Source organism: Pseudomonas sp. DE0010 (genome assembly GCF_007680745.1).
Taxonomy (GTDB): Bacteria; Pseudomonadota; Gammaproteobacteria; order Pseudomonadales; family Pseudomonadaceae; genus Aquipseudomonas; species Aquipseudomonas parafulva_B.
In genome coordinates this window covers 1-259 of sequence record NZ_VEJQ01000236.1, presented here as the reverse complement: position 1 = coordinate 259, position 259 = coordinate 1, and the positions used below count along the sequence as shown (strand labels likewise).

The following is a 259-nucleotide window of genomic DNA, read 5'->3' as shown; positions in this document are numbered from 1 at the left end:
CTATGTGGTGCCCATGGTGCCCTTCCTGGCCGCCATCGCCGCCCATGGCCTCCTGCGCGCCGAGGGCTGGTTCCGCCGCATCGCGCCGATCTACACCGCGCTGGTGCTGGCGCTGCCCGGGCTGGCGCTGGTGGCCATGCTGCACACCTATCGCAACCTGGCCGGTCTGCAACTGGTCGGTGGCGGCGCCAGTCCGGTGTCCGCCGGCGAAGCCGCCGGCTTTCGCCTGCGCCTGGAGAGCGAGCGCCGCGCGCACCAG

General features: G+C 73.4%; 1 pseudogene. It reads left to right on the top strand.

The features are described 5' to 3' along the window. Positions 1 to 13: 13 nt before the first annotated feature. Positions 14 to 259, top strand: a pseudogene (locus tag FS767_RS23295) (hypothetical protein); the annotation flags it as partial.